We start from the raw sequence: 15,501 nt of genomic DNA, 5'->3' as shown, positions 1-15,501 counted from the left end.
AACCTCATCCAACCGAGCACAATCAGCAGCATCAAGCACACCCACAGCCGACAACCGCTGAGCCGAGTCGGAAACGAACGCAACCAGAATCCGCTGCAAACGCTCCGCCAGGTCCGTGACGGCGAAACTGGAGAACGGTTGACCCTCGCCCATCGTGCTGAGAATCAGTTCGTCTCCGGCACTGGAGAAGACGAGGCCGAAGCCACCGACAACACCGGCATTGGTCAGCGACGCCGAAGCCTCCGCACCGCCGAAGTCCAATGTGAACGTAGACGGAAGGAAGTTGACACTCACCCGATTCGCCATCTGGCCCGCCGAACGCGGGTTGAGCTTGCGCTCGAGCGCGTGTACCGGAAAGCGCTGATGCTGCAGGGCTTCCTGTATGTGGGCGTCGACATCGCCGATGAATTGGGAGATCGATGTTGCGGGCGAGGCCTTCACCACGAGCGGCACCACACCGGCCACCATGCCGGGCAGCGTCCGTGACTCAGGGCTTACGCGCCGGCTGACCGGGAAGTCGAGAACGACGTCCGAGCCCTCGGCACACCACCCACGCACGAGCAGGGCACAAGCCGCGGTGATGACCGTCGATCGTGCGACATTCTTCGACCGGGCCAGTACGTCGACTTGGCGTAGCAGATTCGAGTCGAACGGCACTGTGGCAGAGGGCCAATGCGCCTCCTCGGTGGCGAGGGACTCGGTCTCCCAGAAGTTCGGCCCAGCTTCCGGCGGAAGGTTCTCGGTCCAGTAGGCCCGGTCTTCGAGATACTCGCTGGAAGCCTCGTACTTCGACTCGTTGTCGATCAGATCCGCGAGCGACCCGAAGATGGGCGGAGGTATGGGGGCGCCGGAGAAAACTGCGGAGTACACCGACGCAAGCCGAGATCCGACAAGCGCAATCCCGGTCCCGTCGAGCACGATGTGGTGACAGCAGGCGATCAGGAAGTGCTCATCGTCGCGTGTCTGATATAGCGCAAATCTGAACAGCGGTTCGGTGAAAGACATTGGCGCGCGCTGAATTGCGGCCGCCATGTCACGGGCTTCTGCTACGGGGTCAGACGTGCTGCGCAGGTCATAGAAGGCCAGCTGCACGTACGGGTGATCGACCGCCTTCTGGTAAACCTGCCCGTCCACTTCGAAGAAGCGGGCGCGGAGCGGCTCAGCCTCTCGCACGACTCGGTTGATCGCCCACTCGAGGGCGTCGCGGTCGAGCGCGCCCGCGATTTTCACGAATAGACCGAGTAACCACTCGGTGCCGGATTCGGCTACATCGTGCGCAAGCCAAATATCGAGCTGTGCGCGCGTTACTGGCAGCGACTGTTCATCAAGCTGCATCGGACTCTCCCACCGCAAGTTTCGGGCCCCCGCGCCGGTGTCTATTTGTCAGAGTCCCGCCAACCTGTCGCGCAGACTCTTAGGGCGTATGTCAGGCCAGTGCTGTTCGATGTAGTCCAAACAAGAAGCTCGATCCGCCTCGCCGTACACGACCTTCCAGCCGGCAGGGACGTCAGCGAATGTTGGCCATAGACTGTGTTGCTCCTCGTCGTTGACCAAGACGCGAAAGCTGCCATTGTCGTCGTCGAACGGATTGATGCTCACTTGGTCCTCCCCATCGTCGAGTAGACCAGTGAAAATCGATCGACAACCCGGCGCAGGCACCCAGCCCCGCCGGTTGCTTCACGATGCCTGTTTCCTGTGGCCCACTCCAGCTATGACGTTCTCGTTGCAGGGCGCCAGCATATCCACTTATCTTGACGAGAGTGCAGAAATTAGAAATCAAAGGATTTCCGGTTGCTGCAGTTCCGCCATTCATGTACCAACTTGTCACGAGTTCTGGGATTCGGCAAATGTTTCTCAGGACCTGTCCAGACTCGCCGCCCACCGACCAGACGCGCGATGGCCTGCGGGTTGGGCAGCGTCGGCCCATGAGTCAGCGACCTCGGCCACCCACGGACCGCGATTACGGCGAAAAACCTGGGCCTGGCCTTCCACCACGGCCCGCTCCGCTGCGACGGTCCGGGCGCGCAAACGGCGGTGGGACGCTCCGCTCCGCGATTGCCGGTGGCCCTGGAAGCCGAGGATCAACCTGCTCGACGCGGTGCCTCCACGCCCCGCCGATGTGTTCCCCCTGGACCAACACGACATCGTTAACAGGGCTAAATGCCCAGCAGATACACAGTTTCCAGCAGCATCGCCCGACGGCATTGCCGAGCCGGCCGCACGCCGCCTGCGCAGGCACAACGCGCTCGTGACGTAGCGCTTCACGCGATACCTGGCGAGCCCGTCAGGGCTAACACTCGGACGTCGCCAATCGGACAGGACGACACGCCCGGCTGCGGCGACTCGCCCGGACGTCTCACCTATGAACACGACAACGACACGTCTGTAGTTCAATTCAGCGAAGCGAACAATCAGGGCCGAGAAACCCGCTGACCCGCCGAAGCGCGGAAGACGGCACCGTAGCCCGGGCCCCTCCGCCGGTCAGCAAATTCTGTCGATAGCGTAAGAGGCGTTCGATATAGGTTAATGGCGCCCAACGGCGAAGCAGTTTGAGTTAGCCACGCCTTCCTACCGCGATCTTGAATATGCAAAATCAAGATCGTTTGTATTAAATTTGCGATCGCAAATAGGGAACCACTCCACACAGGCACGGCGAAGCACTTAATACACCGGTTTTTGGCTAGTTTGGCAAACAACCGGCCGCCGAATAACGTTTGCAATTGGTCAGACGTTCCTATGAACTCTCTGAAGAACGTCGGAAAGGCCTCAGCTGACGGATGCCAAAACGAACGGCAAGACACCGGGCGCTCCGGCGTCGCGCAGCAGCCGCGCGGCCATGGTCAGCGTCCAGCCGGTGTCCGTCATATCGTCGATCAGAAGCACCGGGCCCTCCCAGTGTCCGCCTGTTTCCCCGTCGGCGACACCCAATTGCGGCTGTTCCCAGGCACCGTCCAGGGCCGCCACCCGATAAGCCGAATTCGCGGCAGTGACAGGGCGGTGCTGTGGTGCATAGGACAGGACGCCGAGGTTTGTCAGCCGCCCGATCTGCGCCAGCCGCTGCACCGTCGAAGAGATCAACAGCGGGTGTGTGTGAGAGTCCAGCCCGATGACTGCGGTCGGCCGTTGATCCCAATCCCATGCCTTGAGGATCTCGATCGCCGCGCCGATCACGTCGTCGGGTACGTCGCCGTCGGGTTCGGCGAGCAGCCGCCGGAGCCGCGCTCCCCAGCCGAGATCGGTGAGTCGGCCGATCGCCCGGCCCGGGGCGGCGCCCTCGGTGATTCGGCCGGACAGCGGCACACCCAGCGCGGCCAATCCGGACGGCCACTGCTTGCGCGGGGCAACCAGGACTCCGGGCCGGGACAACCGCTGGGCGGTATCGGCGAGGATGTCCCGCGCCACCGCGGCCTCGTATCGCCGGCCGGTGCAATTGTCACACCGCCCGCACTGGTCGCCGGGAATCAGCTCGGGATCGTCGAGCTGACCACGCAGGAAGACCATCCGGCAGCTGTCCGTGGCCTGATAGTCGAGCATCGCCTGTTGCTCACGGCGGCGTGCCTCGTCGAGTGCCCGGTAGCGGGGTTCGTCATAACTCCACGGCTCTCCGGTACCGACCCAGCCGCCCTTCACCCGGCGGACCGCACCGTCCACGTCGAGCACTTTGAGCACCATCTCGAGCCGCGACCGGTTTAGATCGACCAGTGGTTCCAGTGCCTGGGTCGACTGTGCGCGGTCGGTCTCCAGGGCACCGATGACGTGGCGCACCATCGATTCCGAGGGGAACGCCACCGACGCGAAGTACCTCCAGACGTCCTGATCTTCGGTGCCGGGAAGCAGGATCACCTCGGCGCTGTCGGTCGCCCGTCCGGCGCGGCCTACCTGCTGGTAGTAGGCGATCGGAGACGACGGCGCCCCCAGGTGCACGACGAAACCCAGGTCTGGCTTGTCGAAGCCCATCCCCAGCGCCGACGTCGCCACCAGCGCCTTGACCCGATTGCCGAGTAGGTCGGCTTCCAGTTGTTCGCGTTCGGTTGTGTCGGTGGACCCGGTATAGGCGGCCACCTTGTGGCCGCGCTCGGCCAAAAGCGCCGCCACGTCGTGTGCCTGGGCCACCGTCAGGGTGTAGATGATGCCGGAGCCGGGCAGAGAATCCAGTTGCGCCGCAATCCAGGCAGCACGCTGTGCGGGGGTGCCCGCCTGCACCACCGACAGGCGTAACGACTCGCGGTCCAGCCCGCCACGCAGCACCAAGGTATCCGATCCGCCCACCCCCAACTGGGCCGCGACGTCACTGACCACCCGGTCATTGGCAGTCGCAGTAGTCGCGAGAACCGGTACCTGGGAACCCAATTCGGCGATCAGGGTGCGGATCCGGCGGTAGTCCGGCCGGAAGTCGTGCCCCCAGTCGGAGACGCAGTGCGCCTCGTCGACCACCACCAGACCCGCATCGGCGGCCAGGGCCGGCAGGACGTTGTCACGGAAATCGGGATTGTTGAGCCGCTCGGGGCTGACCAGCAGCACGTCGAGTTCCCCATCGGCGACCTGCTGATGGATCGCATCCCACTCGGTGACATTGCCGGAGTTGATCGTGGCGGCCCGCACTCCGGCCCGCTCGGCAGCGGCCACCTGGTTGCGCATCAAGGCCAGCAGCGGAGAGACGATGACCGTCGGCCCGCGACCGGAGGCACGCAGCAGCTTGGCCGCGATGAAGTAGACCGCGGATTTGCCCCACCCCGTGCGTTGTACGACCAATGCCCGGCGCCGCTCGACCACCAGGGCCTCGATGGCAGCCCACTGGTCATCGCGTAGCACCGCGGCGGGTCCGGCCAGTTGTTCGAGGATCGACTGGGCCTGCTCGCGGGTTGCCATGGCTCAATCATGCCGGGAGCGGCTGACACCACTCACCGCGCCAAGGAACCGATCACCAAAACCCCTGCGACGCTACGCGTTCCGCTTAAACATGAACATTTGTCAAGTCTTTCTCAAACCACTTCGAAGACGATGTTGATCCGGTAGACGTGAACGAATGCATCCGGGGGGATATGTAGGGCACGTCGGCGCGTTGGCGGTGGCCCTCGGCGTGGGATCAGCGGTGGCATTGGGGTTGGGATGCGGGGTGGCCACGGCTGACCCCACGCACTCGTCCACGTCGTCGGCCTCGTCGAAGACGTCGGCCGAGACGCCTGATCGCGTGAAACCAAAACGGCAGCGCGCAGCGAAACCGCGCAATCCTGTCCCGGATACCGAGGTGACTTCGAGAACCGCGATGCCGCCGACCACGATCTACGTGGGTTCGCGCGAGCAGGCCGCGCCCGGCGCACTGCTTTACGCAAAGAGGATGGTCGACGCCGATCCGAATGCCGACGTCACCGTGGTGATCGGGATGGGCCACATCCACGACTGGGCCCAAGGCGGTCCCATCCCGATCAACTCACAGTCGGCGAACTACCGCGACGACGTATATCGCCAACTCGGCATCGTCGCTGACGACGACGCCGAGTCGGCGATCGAACTCTAGGCCTTGGCTTTCTCGGCTTCCTGCTCGCGCTTGATCTCCAGCGCGATGTCGATCAGCTGGTCTTCCTGACCACCGATCAGCTTGCGCTGGCCGACGCGCAGCAACAGCTCGTGGGCGGGCACCCCGTAGCGTTCGCCCTGGCGCACCGCGTGCTTCAAGAAGCTGGAGTACACCCCCGCGTAACCCATCACCAGCGCGTTGCGGTCCAGCAGGCACTCGGCCGGCATCGCCGGGGCGACAACCTCTTCGGCGGCATCGGCGATGTCGAAGAAGTCGATGCCGGTCTTGACGCCGATCTTGTCGAATACGCCGACCAGCGCCTCGACCGGTGCGTTACCCGCACCCGCGCCGAACCGACGGCACGAGCCGTCGATCTGCTTGGCACCGGCGCGCACGGCCTCGACCGAGTTGGCCACGCCCAGGCCGAGGTTCTCGTGGCCATGGAAACCGACCTGCGCGTCGTTACCGAGTTCGGCCACCAGAGCCGACACCCGGTCGGCGACACCTTCGAGCACCAGGGCGCCCGCGGAGTCGACGACGTAGACGCACTGGCAGCCGGCGTCGGCCATGATGCGGGCCTGCTTGGCCAGCTTCTCCGGCGCAATGGTGTGGCTCATCATCAGGAACCCGACGGTCTCCAGGCCCAGCTCACGAGCGAGCCCGAAGTGCTGGATCGAGACGTCGGCCTCGGTGCAGTGGGTCGCGATCCGGCAGATCGAGCCGCCGTTGCCCTGGGCTTCCTTGATGTCTTCCTTGGTGCCCACACCGGGCAGCATCAGGAAGGCGATCTTGGCTTCCTTGGCCGTCTCGGCGGCCAGCTTGATCAGCTCTTGCTCCGGCGTCTTGGAGAACCCGTAGTTGAAGCTCGATCCGCCCAGACCGTCCCCGTGGGTCACCTCGATGACCGGAACGCCCGCGGCGTCGAGGGCCGCAACGATCGCGCCGACCTCGTCCTTGGTGAACTGGTGCCGCTTGTGATGGGACCCGTCACGCAGTGACGTGTCGGTCATCCGGACGTCCCAGGCGGAATTGAAGAAAATGTCGCTCATGCTTGGCCTCCTCCGGCCGGGGCGGCCAGGCGCTCTTTGGCGATTTCCTCGCCGACCTTGGTCGCCGCCGCGGTCATGATGTCCAGATTTCCAGCGTAGGGCGGCAGGTAGTCACCGGCACCCTCCACTTCCACGAACACCGTGACCAGGTGGTTTCCACCGTTGACCACCGACGGTTCGTCGAACTGCGGTTCGTTGAGCAGTCGGTAGCCCGGTACATAGGTCTGCACCTCGGCGACGACGTCCTTGATCGACTGCGTGATCGCGGCGTGGTCGGCGTCCTCGGGGATCGCGCAGAAGATGGTGTCGCGCATGATCATCGGCGGCTCGGCCGGGTTCAGGATGATGATCGCCTTGCCGTTGCGGGCCCCACCGATATCGCGCACACCGGCGCTGGTGGTCTTGGTGAACTCGTCGATGTTGGCGCGGGTGCCCGGACCGGCCGAGGCCGACGACACCGACGCCACGATCTCGGCATACGGCACATCCACCACACGGCTCACCGCGTAGACCATCGGGATCGTCGCCTGGCCACCGCAGGTGACCATGTTGACGTTCGGTGCGTCCAGGTGCGCGCGCAGGTTCGCCGGCGGGATCACACCCGGGCCGACGGCCGCGGGGGTCAGGTCGATCGCGCGGATGCCGGCCTCTTCGTAGCGCGGCGCGGCGTCCCGGTGCACGTAGGCGCTGGTGGCCTCGAATACCAGGTCCGGCTTGTCGGCTTGGGCCAGCAGCCAGTCCACACCCTCGTGGCTGGTTTCCAGGCCCAGCTTGCGCGCCCGGGCCAGACCCTCGGATTCCGGGTCGATGCCGATCATCCAACGTGGCTCCAGCCACTCCGAACGCAGCAATTTGTACAGCAGGTCGGTACTGATATTGCCCGACCCGACGATGGCAACTGATGCCTTCTCAGCCATAGCGGCTCCCTATCCTCGAAACATCATTCGAAAGAAAGATGCACTGAACCTAACCCGGCGAAGTCAGCGACGAAATCGCTGCCCGGAGGTGCATCTATCGCACGCGTACAAGAGCCGGGCAACACGATGTCTCCCGCCTTCAGACGCACCCCGAAGCTCTCCACCTTGCGGGCCAACCAGGCCACCGCAGTGACCGGATTACCCAGCACCGCATCGCTACGTCCCTCGGCCACGACCTCGCCGTGATTGGTCAGGACCGCGTCGATATTTCGGATGTCGATGTCCTTGGGCGACACCCGCGCCTCACCGAGCACCCATCCGGCGCTGCTGGCGTTGTCCGCGATCGTGTCGCACAACTTGATCTGCCAGTTGGTGATGCGGGTGTCGATCAACTCGATCGCCGGCGCGAACGCAGCCGTCGCGGCCAGCACGTCCTCCTCGGTGCACCCCGCACCGGGCAGGTCTTCGGAAAGGATGAACCCGACCTCGACCTCGACCCGCGGGTACAGGAACTTCGACGAGGGCACCGGGACGTTCTCGAACACCTCCATCTCGTCGAGGAGATGGCCGTAGTCCGGCTCGTCGACACCCATCATGTCCTGCATCGCCTTGCTGGACAGTCCGACCTTGTGACCCACGATCCGGGCGCCCTCGGCAACCCGCTGCCGGATGTTGATCAGCTGGATCTCGTAGGCATCCACCACGTCGATTTCGCCGAACCGATCGGTCAGCGGCGTCATCGGGACCCGGCTGCGCTCGGCCTGGGCCAGATCGGCCGCCAGCTGGGCGCGTACCTCGTCGCTAAGCATTCTGGTGAATTCCCCTCACTTCTTTGACCGGGGCGGTTGTTGGATTGCCGGTCAATTCTATAACGTGTTCTACATGACTGGACAGGAGTACGACGTTGTCGTGGTCGGCAGCGGCGCTGCCGGCATGGTCGCCGCCCTCACCGCTGCCCATCAGGGCCTCTCGACAGTAGTCGTAGAGAAGGCGCCGCACTATGGAGGTTCCACTGCGCGGTCAGGTGGTGGGGTCTGGATCCCGAACAACGAGATTCTCAAACGCGACGGCGTGAAAGACACCCCCGAGGCCGCCCGCACCTACCTGCACAAAATCATCGGTGACGTGGTGCCCGCAGAGAAGATCGACACCTACCTCGACCGCTCGCCGGAGATGCTCTCGTTCGTCCTCAAGCACTCCCCGCTGAAGCTGTGCTGGGTGCCCGGATACTCCGACTACTACCCCGAGACGCCCGGCGGCAAGCCCACCGGCCGCTCGGTGGAACCCAAGCCGTTCAACGCCAAGAAGCTCGGCGTTGACGAGAAGGGCCTGGAGCCGCCGTACGGCAAGGTGCCGATGAACATGGTGGTGATGCAGCAGGACTATGTCCGGCTCAACCAGCTCAAGCGTCATCCCCGCGGCGTGCTGCGCAGCCTCAAGGTGGGCGTCCGCTCCGTGTGGGCCAACGCCACCGGCAAGAACCTGGTCGGCATGGGCCGTGCGCTCATCGCACCGCTGCGCATCGGCCTGCAGCAGGCCGGCGTGCCGGTCCAGCTGAACACCGCGCTGACCGATCTCTACGTCGAGGACGGCGTCGTCCGCGGCGTGTACGTCGTCGATCCCCGCGACACTTCCGCTGAGCCGCAACTGATCCGCGCGCGCCGCGCAGTGATCCTGGGCTCCGGCGGATTCGAGCACAACGAGCAGATGCGGGTGAAGTACCAGCGCGCCCCCATCACCACCGAGTGGACCGTGGGCGCGGTGGCCAACACCGGCGACGGCATCCTGGCTGCCGAAAAGCAGGGCGCTGCACTCGAATTCATGGAGGACTCGTGGTGGGGCCCGACGGTCCCACTGGTCGACTCCCCGTGGTTCGCCCTGTCCGAGCGCAACTCTCCCGGCTCGATCATCGTCAACATGGCCGGCAAGCGGTTCATGAACGAGTCGATGCCCTACGTCGAGGCCTGCCACCACATGTACGGCGGCGAATACGGCCAGGGCGCGGGCCCCGGCGAGAACATCCCGGCCTGGCTGATCTTCGACCAGCAGTACCGCGACCGCTTCATCTTCGCGGGTCTGCAGCCTGGACAACGCATTCCGAAGAAGTGGCTGGAGTCCGGCGTCATCGTCAAGGCCGACACCCTGGAGGAGTTGGCCGCCAAGACCGGTCTGCCCGCCGATGCGTTTGCCGCGACCATCGACCGGTTCAACGGCTTCGCCCGCTCCGGGGTGGACGAGGACTTCCACCGCGGCGAGAGCGCCTACGACCGCTACTACGGCGATCCCACCAACAAGCCCAATCCCAACCTCGGCGAGATCAAGCACGGCCCGTACTACGCGGCCAAGATGGTGCCGGGCGACCTGGGCACCAAGGGCGGTGTCCGCACCGACCTGGTCGGCCGGGTGCTACGCGACGACGACTCCGTGATCGAGGGCCTGTACGCCGCAGGTAACGTCAGCTCACCGGTGATGGGTCACACCTACCCCGGCCCCGGCGGCACCATTGGTCCCGCCATGACGTTCGGATACCTCGCGGCACTCGATATCGCCGCGGCGGTTCCCGCCACATCGACCACAAAGGGCTGACATGCCGATCGATCTCGACAAGGCGCTGGGCGCCGAGCTGGAACCCATCGAGTTCTCCTGGACCAGCAGCGACATCCAGCTGTACCACCTGGGCCTCGGCGCCGGTGCCGACCCGATGGACGCGCGCGAGCTGCGTTACCTCGTCGACGACACCCCGCAGGTGCTGCCGACGTTCGGCAACGTCGCGGCCAGCTTTCACATGACCGAGGCGCCCAAGGTGCAGTTCCCCGGCATCGACATCGAGCTGTCGAAGGTGCTGCACGCCAGCGAGGCTGTCAGCGTGCCCGGCCCGATCCCGACCAGCGGCACCGCGAAGTCGGTGCAGCGCTTCACCGAGATCTGGGACAAGGGCAAGGCTGCCGTCATCGTCAGCGAATCTACGGTGACCGATGAGTCCGGCAAGGTCCTGTGGACCACCAAGCGGTCGATCTTCGCCCGCGGTGAGGGCGGCTTCGGCGGCGAGCGCGGACCGGCCACCTCGGCCGAGCTGCCTGATCGCGCACCGGATATCGAGATCTCGCTGCCGACGCTGCCGCAGCAGGCGCTGCTGTATCGACTGTGCGGTGACCGTAATCCGCTGCACTCGGACCCGGCATTCGCTGCGGCGGCGGGATTCGAGCGACCGATCCTCCACGGACTGTGCACCTACGGCATCGGCTGCAAGGCCATCGTTGACAACCTGCTCGACGGCGACGTCTCTCAGGTGGCTTCCTACGGCGCCCGGTTCGCCGGCGTGGTGATCCCCGGCGAGACCCTGCAGGCCAACATCTGGAAGGAAGACGGCAAGTTCATCGGCGTGCTCACGGCACCGTCGCGGGACAACGCCGTCGTGCTGTCAGGTGTGGAGCTCGTTCCGGCGTAGTCCTTCGCCCGCCTTTCTTTCCCCGCTTTGTCACGCTTCGCCCCCGCTTTTCCCCGCTTTGTCACGCTGGAGTGGCTGTCGAACTCGACGGCCACTCCAGCGTTGCATTGGGCGACTAAATGCCGTCGGCAGCCATCCCTTTGTCACGCTGGAGTGGCTGTGGGCGCTGACAGCCACTCTGGCGTGACAATGCGAACGTCGCAGAGGGCCCGCCTTCGACCTGCCTTGGCCACTACCACAGCTGCAGGGCGCCGTCATCTGTCACCACAGAGCGGCTGTGGACAACGAGTGTCACTCCAGCGCTTGTGGATAACCGACGTGACGGATATGCCATTGCGCTGCACACTTTCTCGCCATGGGGGAACCATTCGTCGGCAGTAAGGCCGTTGCCAACGGCGAACTGCGCAAGAGCGCGCTACGCACCCAATACACCAGGGTGTTCCGGGATGTCTACGTGAGCCCAGGCACTGAACTGACACCACTCATTCGGGCGCAGGCCGCTTGGCTATGGTCCCGGCAGCGCGGCATCGTGGCCGGAATCTCGGCAGCAGCCGTGCACGGCGCAAAATGGGTCGATCCGAAGTCGCCACTCGAACTGATTCACTCCAACCGCAATCCGCTTGCGGGACTGCGGATTCGAACCGAAGCGATCGAAGAGGACGAGATAGTCCGGTTCGAGGGCGTCCCGGTGACCTCATTGGTGCGCACCGCACTCGACATCGGCTGCTGGTATCCGCGGGACGACGCGGTAGCGACGCTCGATGCGCTTGCCCACGCGACCGACCTCAAAGCCGCCGACGTCGACCTGTTGATACAGCGATACGCGCGGCGCCGGGACATTCAGCGCGCCCGCACCGCCTTGGACTTGATGGATGGCGGCGCACAGTCCCCAAAGGAAACTTGGCTGCGGCTGATCCTCGTCGACGGCGGCTTGCCTCGACCACAGACCCAGATCCCGGTTCTCGACGGCCCCGGCGACCCATTCGCGTATCTCGATATGGGTTGGGAGGACATCAAAGTCGCGGCCGAGTACGACGGTGAGGAACACCGATCCAGCAGCTGGCGGTACGGCTGGGATCTCCGAAGGGCCGAGCGGATACAACGGCAAGGATGGATCAACGTCCGCATCTCCGCCGGCGAACGTGAAGAAAATATCCTGCGTCGGGTTATCGCCGCTCGGGCACAACGAATGTCACGCTAGCGCAACCGTGGAAGCCCGCAGTCACGCTGGAGTGACAAAGTGGGCGCCGCGACAAGTCCGGTCTAGTCCATTGTCACGCCAGAGTGGCTGTCGATGTCGAGAGCCACTCCAGCGTGACAATTGGCGCGCGAGAGAGCGGGACAAACGAGCACGCTCAAACGCAGAACGCCCGCCGGGATCACCGACGGGCGTTCACACGCAACACAATTACATCCGCTTCCAGAGATCGTCTCCGCCGGAATGACGCGGGGCCTCGGGTGCTACCGGAACCGGGCCCGGAGCCGGCTGGCTCGGCGCGGCGGCAGGCGGAGCAGACGCGGCAGGCGGTGCGGAATGCGTGACCGGAGGCGCCGAGTGCGGAGCCGCCGACGCCGCCCCGCCTGACGGGGCGCTCATCTGCGTCTCCCGCGCATCCAGGCCGGCTTCGCGTCGGTCCTGAGCGACATCGCGGTCGTTCTGCGCCGTCTCGCGATCGTCCTGCTGCTTGTCCCGCTCGTCGAGCTTGGCCTCGCGTTCGTCCTGCTGCTGTTGCGGGTTCGGGCCACCAGGACCACCCGGGCCGCCGGGCTGGCCGGCACCTGGTGCACCGCCGTTCTCCCCGCCGCCCTTGGCGCCCTCCATGGCCTTCATCATCGGCTCCATCAACTGGCCGAACTGTCCACCCATCTGGCCCATGGCCTGCGAGGGTGCACTGGCCATCTGGCCCATCTGGCCCAGCTGCCCCATCATCTGGCTGAGCTGGCCGACGCCCTGCCCACCGGACTCGTCGGCCTTCTCGTAGGCGCCCTGGGCGTCCGAGAGCTTGGCGTTGAACATGTTTTCCTTGGCCGACAACGCCGTCACATTGGTGGTCAGCGAGGCCGCCAGGGTCGGCAGGATGCCGGAGATGGTCGCGCTCATCGCGTCTTCGCCGGCCTGAATCGGCGGCATGTCGGGCAGGTTCAACGACGCGGCGTCCCAGCCGAGCGTCCCGCTCATCTTCACCGGGCCAAGCTCACCCACGGTTGTCCCCTTCTCGTCGAGACAGATCACCAATCGTCATAGTCATCGTCACCATCCCCCGTGTCGTGTTCCAAAGGAGCCGGGACCGCCAGCCCGGTCGCGGTGCCCCCGCCGCCACCGCCACGCTGGCCGCCGCCCATCATGCCCATGCCACCACCCATGCCGCCGGCCGAGTTGGCCGCCGCCACCGGGGCGACACCGCCGATCACAGCGGCGCTGGCACCAGGGTCTACCGAGACTGGCGAAGTACTGCCACCGCCCACCATCTTGGCAAGCAAGGGAGTCTGAGGGCTGCCGCCACCCGAGCCCCCGGGCAGACCCGCGGCCTTGACCATGCCCGCACCACTGCTGGGTCCGGAGCCACCGGCCGCCGGATGGTTCGAGAACGACGAGAACGGGCTGACCCCGCCGCCCGTGCCCTTGCCGCCCGAACCCAACTGCGAGACCAGTTGCTGCAGCGGCTGCGCCATCTGCTGCAGCGGTTGAGAAAGCTGCTGCGGAATCTGGCCGGCCATCTGCGGGATCTGGCCCAGCATCTGCGGCAGCTGGCTGATCAGCTGCATCATCGAATCGGCACCCTTTTGGGCCGCCTGCTGCGCCTGCGCCGTCGGCGGGGTGCCGACCTGCGGCAGGTTGGCAATCGTGCTGAGGCTGTCCGCCATCTCAACAGAGGCAGCCGAGACCGTCGCGGTGTTCTGGGCCAAACCCGCCTTGATGCGGCTCTCGATCAGTGCCTGCACGTTGGGACCGGCAAGCGGCCCCAGATTCTGGATCTGCTCGACCTCATGCTGCACTTCCTGCGAGACCGCGTTCACGATCGTCTTGGTCTCCGCCACGGTCGCTGCCATTTTCATCAACGCCGTGGAGATGGCCTGTGCCTGTAGACCGTTGGCCTCGTGACCGCCGATCATCGTGGTCGCCTCACCCGAGGCAGCCAGCGATGCGGTGCCTTCCCAGCCACCCTGAAGCTTCGACAGCTGGCTAGTCTGTTGCGGGACGACGGTGCCGCTGATCTTGGCGGCGATCTTCTGATACGACGCCGCCGCCGCGGTCAGCTGTTCCTCGTCGACATTCGGCCAACCCGGCCCGAGCAACGTCTGCGACCCGTACGGGCTACTGTCGCGCTCCACCGCCATACCGCGGCCCCCTTCTACGCGTGATGCATAACCGGAGCAAACATTACCGTGCCCGGAGGGGGTGGCGATGCACCTTTATCCGAGGATCAGCCCGGAGGTCGGCACGCCGGTGCCCGCGGTGACCAGCACATGCTCGACGCCGTCGACCTGGTTCACCGAGGTACCCCGCAATTGCCGCACGCCCTCGGCGATGCCGTTCATGCCGTGGATGTAGGCCTCACCGAGCTGACCACCGTGGGTGTTGATCGGCAGCCGGCCGCCGAGTTCGATGGCGCCGCCGGCAATGAAGTCCTTGGCCTCGCCCTTACCGCAGAAGCCGAGCTCCTCGAGCTGGATCAAGGTGTACGGGGTGAAGTGGTCGTAGAGGATCGCAGTCTGGATGTCGTCGGGCGACAGGCCGCTCTGCTCCCACAGCTGGCGGCCGACCAGACCCATCTCGGGCAGACCGAGCTCGTCACGGTAGTACGAGTACATGGTGAACTGGTCGGTGCCCGCGCCCTGAGCGGCGGCCTCGATGATCGCCGGCCGGTGCTTGAGATCCTTGGCTCGCTCGGGCGTGGTGACGACGATGGCCACCCCGCCGTCGCTTTCTTGGCAGCAGTCGAGCAGCCGCAGCGGTTCGGCGATCCACCGCGAGTTCTGATGGTCCTCGATGGTGATCGGCTTGCCGTAGAAGAACGCCTTCGGGTTGGTCGCCGCATGCTTGCGGTCCGCCACCGACACCGCGCCGAAATCCGCACTCGTGGCGCCGTATTCATGCATATAACGCTGGGCGATCATCGCCACCGACGCGGCCGGGGTGCTCAGGCCGTGCGGGTAGGACCAGCTGTACTCCACGCCACGCGAGTCGGCGTTCACGGTCAGACCGGTCATCACCTGGCCGAACCGGAACTCCGAGCGCTCGTTGAAGGCTCGGTAGGCCACAACGACTTCCGCGACACCGCTCGCGACGGCCAGCGCCGCCTGCTGGACGGTCGCCGCTGCGGCGCCGCCCCCGTAGCCGATCTGGCTGAAGAACTTCAGATCCCCGATCCCGGTCGAGCGGGCCACGGCGGTCTCCAGGTTGGAGTCCATCGTGAACGTCACCAGACCGTCGACGTCGGACGGCTTGAGACCGGCGTCATCGAGGGCGTCGAGCACAGCCTCGGCGGCCAGACGCAGCTCGCTGCGGCCGGAGTTCTTGGAGAAGTCGGTGGCGCCGATACCGGCGATGGCGGCTTTACCAGACAG

13 protein-coding genes are annotated in these 15,501 nt (G+C 65.3%); 4 read left to right on the top strand and 9 right to left on the bottom strand.

What is annotated here, in order from left to right; genetic code table 11:
- From AC4ELH_RS29455 to AC4ELH_RS29445, 3 genes are all read right to left on the bottom strand, one after another.
- On the bottom strand, positions 1–1,335 hold a 1,335-nt coding region (locus AC4ELH_RS29455; protein WP_498888363.1), incomplete at its 3' end, for a condensation domain-containing protein.
- 48 nt (positions 1,336–1,383) lie between these two features.
- Positions 1,384–1,599 carry an MbtH family protein gene (locus AC4ELH_RS29450; RefSeq protein WP_004571464.1) on the bottom strand — a complete coding sequence of 72 codons (216 nt, stop codon included), beginning with the start codon at positions 1,597–1,599 and terminating at the stop codon, positions 1,384–1,386.
- Between the two features lie 1,167 nt (positions 1,600–2,766).
- Positions 2,767–4,869, bottom strand: coding sequence for a RecQ family ATP-dependent DNA helicase (locus tag AC4ELH_RS29445; protein ID WP_448445639.1), 2,103 nt, complete (start codon positions 4,867–4,869; stop codon positions 2,767–2,769).
- 157 nt (positions 4,870–5,026) lie between these two features.
- On the opposite strand from AC4ELH_RS29445, the gene AC4ELH_RS29440 reads away from it, so the two are divergent.
- Positions 5,027–5,518, top strand: coding sequence for a hypothetical protein (locus AC4ELH_RS29440; RefSeq protein WP_498888360.1), 492 nt, complete (start codon positions 5,027–5,029; stop codon positions 5,516–5,518).
- Here the strand turns inward: AC4ELH_RS29440 and dmpG are convergent.
- Genes dmpG through AC4ELH_RS29425 form a run of 3 tightly spaced genes read right to left on the bottom strand, consistent with a single transcriptional unit; the run spans position 5,515 to position 8,293 of the window.
- Positions 5,515–6,567, bottom strand: a complete 1,053-nt coding sequence (gene dmpG, locus AC4ELH_RS29435) for a 4-hydroxy-2-oxovalerate aldolase (protein WP_064958040.1) — start codon at positions 6,565–6,567, stop codon at positions 5,515–5,517. The genes AC4ELH_RS29440 and dmpG overlap by 4 nt on opposite strands.
- The gene (locus AC4ELH_RS29430; RefSeq protein ID WP_064883681.1) at positions 6,564–7,484 is read right to left on the bottom strand and encodes an acetaldehyde dehydrogenase (acetylating); all 921 of its coding nucleotides are present in this window, start codon (positions 7,482–7,484) and stop codon (positions 6,564–6,566) included. Before AC4ELH_RS29430 ends, dmpG begins: the two co-directional genes overlap by 4 nt.
- A 23-nt stretch (positions 7,485–7,507) precedes the next feature.
- On the bottom strand, positions 7,508–8,293 hold the full coding sequence (locus AC4ELH_RS29425) for a 2-keto-4-pentenoate hydratase (protein WP_064883683.1): 786 nt from the start codon (positions 8,291–8,293) through the stop codon (positions 7,508–7,510).
- Between the two features lie 73 nt (positions 8,294–8,366).
- Here AC4ELH_RS29425 and kstD point away from each other — a divergent pair, with 73 nt between their 5' ends.
- The 3 genes from kstD (at position 8,367) to AC4ELH_RS29410 (ending at position 12,133) form a co-directional block, all read left to right on the top strand.
- Positions 8,367–10,070 carry a 3-oxosteroid 1-dehydrogenase gene (gene kstD, locus AC4ELH_RS29420; protein ID WP_064884023.1) on the top strand — a complete coding sequence of 568 codons (1,704 nt, stop codon included), beginning with the start codon at positions 8,367–8,369 and terminating at the stop codon, positions 10,068–10,070.
- Between the two features lies 1 nt (position 10,071).
- A complete protein-coding gene (gene chsH3 / locus AC4ELH_RS29415; RefSeq protein WP_064883684.1) occupies positions 10,072–10,932 on the top strand; it encodes an enoyl-CoA hydratase ChsH3 in 861 nt (286 codons plus the stop codon).
- 355 nt (positions 10,933–11,287) lie between these two features.
- Positions 11,288–12,133, top strand: coding sequence for a hypothetical protein (locus AC4ELH_RS29410; RefSeq protein WP_448445633.1), 846 nt, complete (start codon positions 11,288–11,290; stop codon positions 12,131–12,133).
- Between the two features lie 207 nt (positions 12,134–12,340).
- Here the strand turns inward: AC4ELH_RS29410 and AC4ELH_RS29405 are convergent, their stop codons facing one another.
- The 3 genes from AC4ELH_RS29405 to ltp2 form a co-directional block, all read right to left on the bottom strand.
- Positions 12,341–13,135 carry a hypothetical protein gene (locus AC4ELH_RS29405; RefSeq protein WP_448445631.1) on the bottom strand — a complete coding sequence of 265 codons (795 nt, stop codon included), beginning with the start codon at positions 13,133–13,135 and terminating at the stop codon, positions 12,341–12,343.
- 26 nt (positions 13,136–13,161) lie between these two features.
- A complete protein-coding gene (locus AC4ELH_RS29400; RefSeq protein WP_448445629.1) occupies positions 13,162–14,271 on the bottom strand; it encodes a hypothetical protein in 1,110 nt (369 codons plus the stop codon).
- 75 nt (positions 14,272–14,346) lie between these two features.
- On the bottom strand, positions 14,347–15,501 hold the full coding sequence (ltp2, locus tag AC4ELH_RS29395; RefSeq protein WP_174554232.1) for a 17-hydroxy-3-oxo-4-pregnene-20-carboxyl-CoA lyase: 1,155 nt from the start codon (positions 15,499–15,501) through the stop codon (positions 14,347–14,349).

Source organism: Mycobacterium shunyiense (genome assembly GCF_058270075.1).
Note: the sequence above shows the minus strand (reverse complement) of the source record. Positions and strands in the feature narration are given on the sequence as shown.

What these genes read in the sequence shown, in the direction of transcription:
- AC4ELH_RS29445 (WP_448445639.1), bottom strand. Translation starts at nt 4,869, where the DNA reads ATGGCAACCCGCGAGCAGGCCCAGTCGATCCTCGAACAACTGGCCGGA.
- AC4ELH_RS29440 (WP_498888360.1), top strand. Translation starts at nt 5,027, where the DNA reads ATGCATCCGGGGGGATATGTAGGGCACGTCGGCGCGTTGGCGGTGGCC.
- dmpG (WP_064958040.1), bottom strand. Translation starts at nt 6,567, where the DNA reads ATGAGCGACATTTTCTTCAATTCCGCCTGGGACGTCCGGATGACCGAC.
- AC4ELH_RS29430 (WP_064883681.1), bottom strand. Translation starts at nt 7,484, where the DNA reads ATGGCTGAGAAGGCATCAGTTGCCATCGTCGGGTCGGGCAATATCAGT.
- AC4ELH_RS29425 (WP_064883683.1), bottom strand. Translation starts at nt 8,293, where the DNA reads ATGCTTAGCGACGAGGTACGCGCCCAGCTGGCGGCCGATCTGGCCCAG.
- kstD (WP_064884023.1), top strand. Translation starts at nt 8,367, where the DNA reads ATGACTGGACAGGAGTACGACGTTGTCGTGGTCGGCAGCGGCGCTGCC.
- chsH3 (WP_064883684.1), top strand. Translation starts at nt 10,072, where the DNA reads ATGCCGATCGATCTCGACAAGGCGCTGGGCGCCGAGCTGGAACCCATC.
- AC4ELH_RS29410 (WP_448445633.1), top strand. Translation starts at nt 11,288, where the DNA reads ATGGGGGAACCATTCGTCGGCAGTAAGGCCGTTGCCAACGGCGAACTG.
- AC4ELH_RS29400 (WP_448445629.1), bottom strand. Translation starts at nt 14,271, where the DNA reads ATGGCGGTGGAGCGCGACAGTAGCCCGTACGGGTCGCAGACGTTGCTC.